Source organism: Mesorhizobium sp. M7A.F.Ca.CA.002.04.1.1 (assembly GCF_004022805.1).
Taxonomy (GTDB): domain Bacteria; phylum Pseudomonadota; class Alphaproteobacteria; order Rhizobiales; family Rhizobiaceae; genus Mesorhizobium; species Mesorhizobium ciceri.
This window is the reverse complement of sequence record NZ_RZPL01000310.1, coordinates 1-6267: the sequence shown is the minus strand read 5'-3', so window position 1 is coordinate 6267 and position 6267 is coordinate 1. Positions and strand designations below refer to the sequence as shown.

The 6267-nt window shown below is 66.2% G+C and carries 5 protein-coding genes and 1 pseudogene; 2 read left to right on the top strand and 4 right to left on the bottom strand.

Going from position 1 to position 6267, the window contains the following annotated elements; genetic code table 11:
- The 4 genes from ENZ75_RS17255 to ENZ75_RS17240 form a co-directional block, all read right to left on the bottom strand.
- Window positions 1–2065, bottom strand: a 2065-nt coding sequence (locus ENZ75_RS17255) for an efflux RND transporter permease subunit (RefSeq protein ID WP_128278199.1), incomplete at its 3' end; no start/stop codon positions are given.
- A gap of 3 nt (window positions 2066–2068) precedes the next feature.
- Window positions 2069–3280, bottom strand: a complete 1212-nt coding sequence (locus ENZ75_RS17250; protein ID WP_050580405.1) for an efflux RND transporter periplasmic adaptor subunit — start codon at window positions 3278–3280, stop codon at window positions 2069–2071.
- A gap of 305 nt (window positions 3281–3585) precedes the next feature.
- On the bottom strand, window positions 3586–3780 hold the full coding sequence (locus ENZ75_RS17245; protein WP_245459178.1) for a hypothetical protein: 195 nt from the start codon (window positions 3778–3780) through the stop codon (window positions 3586–3588).
- Window positions 3781–3953: 173 nt separating this feature from the next.
- Window positions 3954–4634 carry a hypothetical protein gene (locus ENZ75_RS17240; protein WP_063168602.1) on the bottom strand — a complete coding sequence of 227 codons (681 nt, stop codon included), beginning with the start codon at window positions 4632–4634 and terminating at the stop codon, window positions 3954–3956.
- A gap of 239 nt (window positions 4635–4873) precedes the next feature.
- Here ENZ75_RS17240 and ENZ75_RS17235 point away from each other — a divergent pair, with 239 nt between their 5' ends.
- Both ENZ75_RS17235 and ENZ75_RS17230 read left to right on the top strand, forming a co-directional pair.
- Window positions 4874–5602, top strand: coding sequence for a response regulator (locus tag ENZ75_RS17235; protein WP_013530679.1), 729 nt, complete (start codon window positions 4874–4876; stop codon window positions 5600–5602).
- Window positions 5599–6267 (top strand): annotated as a pseudogene (locus tag ENZ75_RS17230) (HAMP domain-containing protein); the annotation flags it as partial. The gene ENZ75_RS17235 and the pseudogene ENZ75_RS17230, both read left to right, overlap by 4 nt.

Below are 6267 nucleotides of genomic sequence, written 5' to 3'. Positions count from 1 at the left end.
GGCCGGCGCCGTTGACGTCCTGCAGGTAGAAGTCGAAGCCGTTGGTGTTGCCGAAGCCCTGGATGGCGGGAGGCGCGAGCGCGAAGACCTGCGCGTCCCTGATCTTCGAAAACGCGCCCATCGCACGGCCGGCGATGGCCTGCGCGGCGGAAGCCGGCGATTTGCGCAGGTCGAAATCCTTCAGCCGCACGAAAGCGATGCCGACATTCTGCCCTGCGCCGCCGAAGCCGAAGCCGGAGGCGGTGAACACCCCGTCGACGGCGTCCTTCTCCTGGTTGAGATAATGGTCGGTCACTTCTGCCAGCACGCGCTCCGTGCGATCCTGCGTCGCGCCGACGGGCAGCTGCACGCTGGTGATCAGGATGCCCTGGTCCTCTTCCGGCAGGAACGAGCTCGGCAGCCGGGCAAACATCCAGCCCACGGCAACGACGATGGCCAGGAACACGACGAGGAAGCGCCAGGATCGGTTGATGATGCCGTGCGAGCCGTCGCGGTAGGCAAGCGTGCCGCGATCGAAGACACGGTTGAACCAGCCGAACGGGCCGGTCTGCGTCGCATGGTCCTTGGGCGGCCGCAGGATGGTGGCGCAAAGTGCGGGCGTCAGCACAAGGGCGACCAGCACGGACAGCACCATCGCCGAGACGATGGTCACCGAGAATTGCCGGTAGATGATGCCGGTCGAGCCGCCGAAGAAAGCCATCGGCACGAACACGGCCGAAAGCACCGTGGCGATGCCGATCAGCGCGCCGGTGATTTCGTGCATCGACTTGCGCGTCGCCTCCTTCGGCGACAGGCCTTCCTCCTGCATCACGCGTTCGACATTCTCGACGACGACGATGGCGTCGTCGACCAAGAGGCCGATGGCCAGCACCATGGCGAACATGGTCAGTGTGTTGACGGAATAGCCGAACAGCGACAGCACGCCGAACGTGCCGAGCAGCACCACCGGCACGGCGATCGTCGGGATGATGGTGGCGCGCAAATTCTGCAGGAAGATGAACATCACCAGGAACACCAGCACGATTGCTTCGGCCAGCGTCTTGACCACCTCCTCGATCGACAGCCGCACGAAAGGCGAGGTGTCGTAGGGATAGACGACCTCGACCCCTTGCGGGAAGGTCGAGCTCAGCCGGGCGATCGTCGAACGCACCGCTTCGGCGGTGTTGATGGCGTTGGCGCCGGTCGCCAAATTGACGGCGACGCCGGCCGCCGGCTTGCCATTGTAATTGGCCTGCGTCGTATAGCTTTCGGCGCCGAGCTCGACGGTGGCGACATCGTTGAGGCGGACCAGAGAGCCATCGGTCTGGCTCTTCAGGATGATGTTGCGGAACTGTTCGGCGGTCTGCAGCCGGCTCTTGGCCGTCACCGTGGCATTGAGCTGCTGGCCCTTGCGCGCCGGCAGGCCGCCGAGCTGGCCGGCCGAAACCTGCGTGTTCTGTGCCTCGATGGCGGTCGCCACATCGCTCGGCATCAGGGCATATTTGGCGAGCTGGTCCGGATCGAGCCAGATGCGCATGGCATAGCCGGAGCCGAACAGCTGCGTCGAGCCGACGCCTTCGACGCGCTTCAGCGTGTCGTTGACGGTGGCGTCGACATAGTCGGCGAGATCGGTCGAGTTCATCTTGGCGTCGGTCGAGACGAAGCCGATGACCATCAGGAAGCCGGTCGAGGATTTGGAGACGGTGATGCCGTTGCTCTGCACCACCTGCGGCAGCTGCGACTGCACCAGCTGCAGCTTGTTTTGCGTCTGCACCTGGGCGGTATCGGGATCGGCCGCTGTGGTGAAGGTCAGCGTGATCGAGGCCGAACCGGTCGAGGTCGACGTCGCCGTCATGTAGTCGAGATTGTCGATACCGGTCATGCCTTGCTCGATGACCTTGGTCACCGAGTTCTCGACCGTCTGCGCGTCGGCGCCCGGATAGGTGGCGCTGATGTTGACTGTCGTCGGCGCAATCTGCGGATATTGCGAGATCGGCAGCGAGGTGAGCGCCAGGAGGCCGCCCAGCATGATCACGATGGCGATCACCCAGGCGAAGATCGGCCGGTTGATGAAGAATAGTGACATCGCTCAGTTCCCGGTCGCGGCGGCAGGCGCCGGTTTCGCCGCATTGGACGCGGCCGGTGCGGCGGACGTGCTCTGCCCGCGGTCCTTGACCTCGCCGGTCGTCTCGTCGATCGTCACTTCGACACCCGTCGCATCGCCGCCGGGGCGCACCAGTTGCATGCCCTCGACGATGACGCGGTCGCCGTCGCCGACACCCGAATCCACCAGCCAGTTGTTGCCGACGCTGTTGCGCACGGCGAGCACGCGCGTCTCGACCTTGCCCTGCGCATTGATGACCATGGCGGTGGCCTCGCCCTTGGTGTTGCGGCTGACGGCACGCTGCGGCACCAGGAAACTGTTCTGGGCAACGCCCTCCTCGACCAGTGCCCGCACATACATGCCGGGCAGAAGCAGGCGGTCGGGATTGGGGAACTCGGCCCTGAGCGCAAAGGTGCCGGTGGTCTGGTCGACATTGGCGCCGGCGAATTCCAGCTTGCCGGTCTGCGTGTAGATGGTGCCGTTCTCGAGCTTCAGCTTCACGCTGACATTGGGCCCGCTGAACTTCAGCCGCCCTTCCGAGATCGCCTGGCGCAGATTGAGCAGGTTGGTGCTCGACTGCGTGACGTCGACATTGATCGGATCGAGGGCACGGATGGTGGTCAGCACCGTGTCCTGGTTCGCGGTCACCAGCGCGCCCGGCGTCAGCGTGGACTTGTCGATGCGCCCGGCGATCGGTGCCGTGATGGAGGTCCGGTCGAGGCTGATGCGCGCCGTCTCGGCACTGGCCTTGGCCGAGGCGACATCGGCTTGCGCCTGCGCCAGCGTGGCGGCGGCATCGTCATAATCCTGTTTGGAAACAACGTTCTGCTTCAACAGGCCGGCATAACGGTCGAACTTGGCCTGCGCCGTAGGCACCGCCGCTTCCGCCTTCTGCTGTGCGGCGACCGCGCTATCGTAGGACGCCTTGTAGCTCGCCGGATCGATGAGGTAGAGCGGCTGTCCAGCCGCCACCTCGCTGCCCTCCTTGAACAGGCGCTGCTGGATAATGCCGTTCACCTGCGGGCGCACTTCGGCAACCAGCGAGGCCGCCGTGCGTCCCGACAGTTCGGCGGTGATCGCCACCGATTGCGGATGCAGGGTGACGACGCCGACTTCCGGTTTGCCGGGCGCGCCCATGCCTGCGGGGGCGCTGCTCTCCTGCGAGCAGGCCGCCAGCAGAAAGGCGGATGCGAACATCGCGGTCCAGGGCGCCAGACGGCGTGCCGGCTGCAAAGACGGGCTAGGCTGGATAGACATGGACTGAATGATCTTTCGCTGGAGTTGCGGGCGCGGGCACTCGCCCGCTTGGTCGAGGCCTGCCGGCCGCTCTCTTGATGGTGGGCCGCGCCGGTCTGCGGGCGGCGACGAGCAATGCTTCGAAGCGGCTCATGTCGCGCTCCTTCTCGGCGGCCGGAGCTGCTCGAAGGTCGAGTAGCCGGCCGCGATGCCCACCAACATCATTATGCCGATCAGCGAGGACATGCCAAGCGCCTTGCCGGAATTCACGCGATCTTGCGGTCATCATGCCCATGGTTGTCGAGCGGCTGCGACAGCGGGAGCGACAACCGCCAGCCGGCGAAACTCAGGCGGATCGCGCCCTTCAGCGTGTCGGCCGGCGGGGCCAGCGGCATGCCTCGCCCGACAGGACCGAACGAGAGCCTCGGGCTGGCGGACGCGAGCAGCCGCAGCATGATCATGGCTTCCCACATTGTCGTGCTTCCATTGCAGGGTTCGAATTGGGCATGGTTCCGAATTGGCGCGATTCGAACTGGGCGTGATTGAAACGAGGATGGCGGAGATACGCCCGCCATCCCCGGAGAACCGGCCGACCCGAGAACGGGTTGGGTACCGGGCCGGCCGGTGCAGTCGGTCAGAGTTGCTCGTCGTTCCCGGGCTGGGGCGGGAGCTGCCTGCCATCGTTGGGCAGGCCTCTGGGGCCGGCTGCATCGTTCGGCGGACCGCCCCAGGGACCGGGGGGTGATCCATGGGCACGTTCCGCCGAAGCGAGGAGTTCGAGTTGTTCGGGCGTCAGCTTGGCGCGCAGTTCAGAGATCGCCTCCTTCAGTCTGCCGGCCGAAACCGCGCGGGCGGTAACGTCGTCGGCCAGCTTTTCCTGGAAGGCGAAGGGATCGGGCTTGCCGCCCGGGCCTGCTGCGTCGGGGTCCTTCGCTTCAGCACCAACGGGCCGCCCGCGGTCAGGCCGAGGCTGCGAAAGCACCGCCTGCAGCGCGCTGGTGTAGTCGCGCCAGGCGTCGAGCTGTTCGGTGCGGATGCCGACGCGGGTCTCCAGCGCGGCGAGCCGGGCGGCCAGCATGAATTCCGGCGGCGGACCCATGCGGCGGGGGCCAAAGCCTTGCGGGCCGAAACCCTGCGAACCAGGTCGCATCGGTCCATGCGGGCCGGGTCCATTCCGGCCGTGGCCTGCCCCATCCTGCATGGCCATGACAGGGGGCGGCTCACCGGGTCCGGCGCCGGGGTCGGGCTGCGCCGCCAGCGCGGGGTGAATTGCGGCGACGGAAAACAGGCCGAGCGCAAGAAGTCTGCTTGGCATAAAGATGTTCCTTTCTCTCATGCTTCGGACGGTTCAGAGGATAGGAAGCGTCTTTGTCCGCTTCGCGTCGGCGTGTTGCCGAAGGTTTCCGCAAAAGGGCAATTTGTTTCCGAATGTTTCCCATGGCCCGCCGGAAACGTTCGGTTGCAATTTTCCACGCCGCTCGGGCGCGGCTCTCCTATAATCGCGGCAAGCCCCTGCAATCACGGGTCCCAATATTCATCGGCAACGGCACGGTCATGCAGTCACAACCCCATATCCTCGTCGTCGACGACGACCGCGAGATCAGGACGCTTCTCCAGCGTTACCTCGACAGCCAGGGCTTTCGCGTCACGGCGGCGGCGGACCGGCGCGAATGCGAGCAACGGCTTGGCTCCGGCCAATTCGACCTGATCGTGCTCGACGTGATGCTGCCGGACGGCTCGGGGCTCGATATCTGCCGCGGTTTGCGCGACCGCAAGCCGCACACCCCGATCATCCTGCTGACCGCGCTGAAGGAAGATGTCGACCGCATCATCGGCCTGGAACTCGGCGCCGACGACTATCTCGGCAAGCCGTTCAACCCGCGTGAGCTCATTGCCCGCATCCGCGCGGTGCTCAGGCGCTCGACGCCCGAGGAGGCGCCCGCGCCGCCGCGCGCGCGCATCTACCGCTTTGCCAGCTATAGGCTGGAACCGGAGACCCGCAAGGTGACGGATGCGCGAGGCGTGGCCGTCGACCTCACCGGCGCCGAGTTCGATCTTTTGCAGGTGTTTCTCGACCGTCCCGGCCGGCTTTTGTCGCGCGACCAGCTTCTCGACCTGACGCAGGGCCGCGAACGCGATCCGCTGGAACGCTCGGTCGATGTGCTGGTGAGCCGGCTGCGCCGCAAATTTTCCGACACCGGCGACGGGCCGCTGTTCAAGACCGTGCGCAATGGCGGCTACCAGCTCACGGCGCGTGTCGAGACCGTGGAGAGCCACGCGTGAATTCGCTGCGCCGCCGTCTCATCCTGCTGTTGGTCGCCTCGATCGTCGGCGTCGTCGGCCTGGCGACGGCCGCCGTCATCAGCGTGCGCGGCGGCGGACCGCCGCCGGAACTGACCGTGCCGTGGATTGCCCAACAGATGGAAATGGTGGTGCGGCTCTTGCCGGGGCCGATCCCCGACGTCCTGCGGGTTCAATTCGCCGACCATCCAGCGGGCGGCAAGGTGGCTCGTGCGGAAACGGCGATGCTCAACGACATCCTGCACCGCCGTGGCCTCGACTTTCCCGCGGTCGTCAACGAGAAGCCGGACGAACCCGGCCAGATCGCATCGATGCACCTGCCCGACAGCCGATGGGCGATCATTGAGGTGCCGCACCTCAAGCCGCCGCGGCGAGAATGGCTGGTTCTGGCCGGCTGGATCTCGCTGATCGTCGCCGGCGCCACGGCGGTATCGGTCTATTTCACCTCGGTGCTGATCCGACCGCTCGAAATGCTGGAGGCCGCCGTCTCCAAGATCGGATCGGACGGCGTGCTGGCGGCGGTGCCGGAAGTGGGTTCGGCCGAGGTCAAGGCCACCGCGCATGCGCTGAACCAGCTCTCGTCGCGGCTGCGGACCGCCATGGAAAGCCGCATGCGGCTGGTCGCGGCTGCCGGCCATGATCTGCGC

Bases quoted from the DNA above. Each gene is read 5' to 3' on its own strand.
- ENZ75_RS17250 (WP_050580405.1), bottom strand. From the start codon at position 3,280: ATGTTCGCATCCGCCTTTCTGCTGGCGGCCTGCTCGCAGGAGAGCAGC.
- ENZ75_RS17245 (WP_245459178.1), bottom strand. From the start codon at position 3,780: ATGATCATGCTGCGGCTGCTCGCGTCCGCCAGCCCGAGGCTCTCGTTC.
- ENZ75_RS17240 (WP_063168602.1), bottom strand. From the start codon at position 4,634: ATGCCAAGCAGACTTCTTGCGCTCGGCCTGTTTTCCGTCGCCGCAATT.
- ENZ75_RS17235 (WP_013530679.1), top strand. From the start codon at position 4,874: ATGCAGTCACAACCCCATATCCTCGTCGTCGACGACGACCGCGAGATC.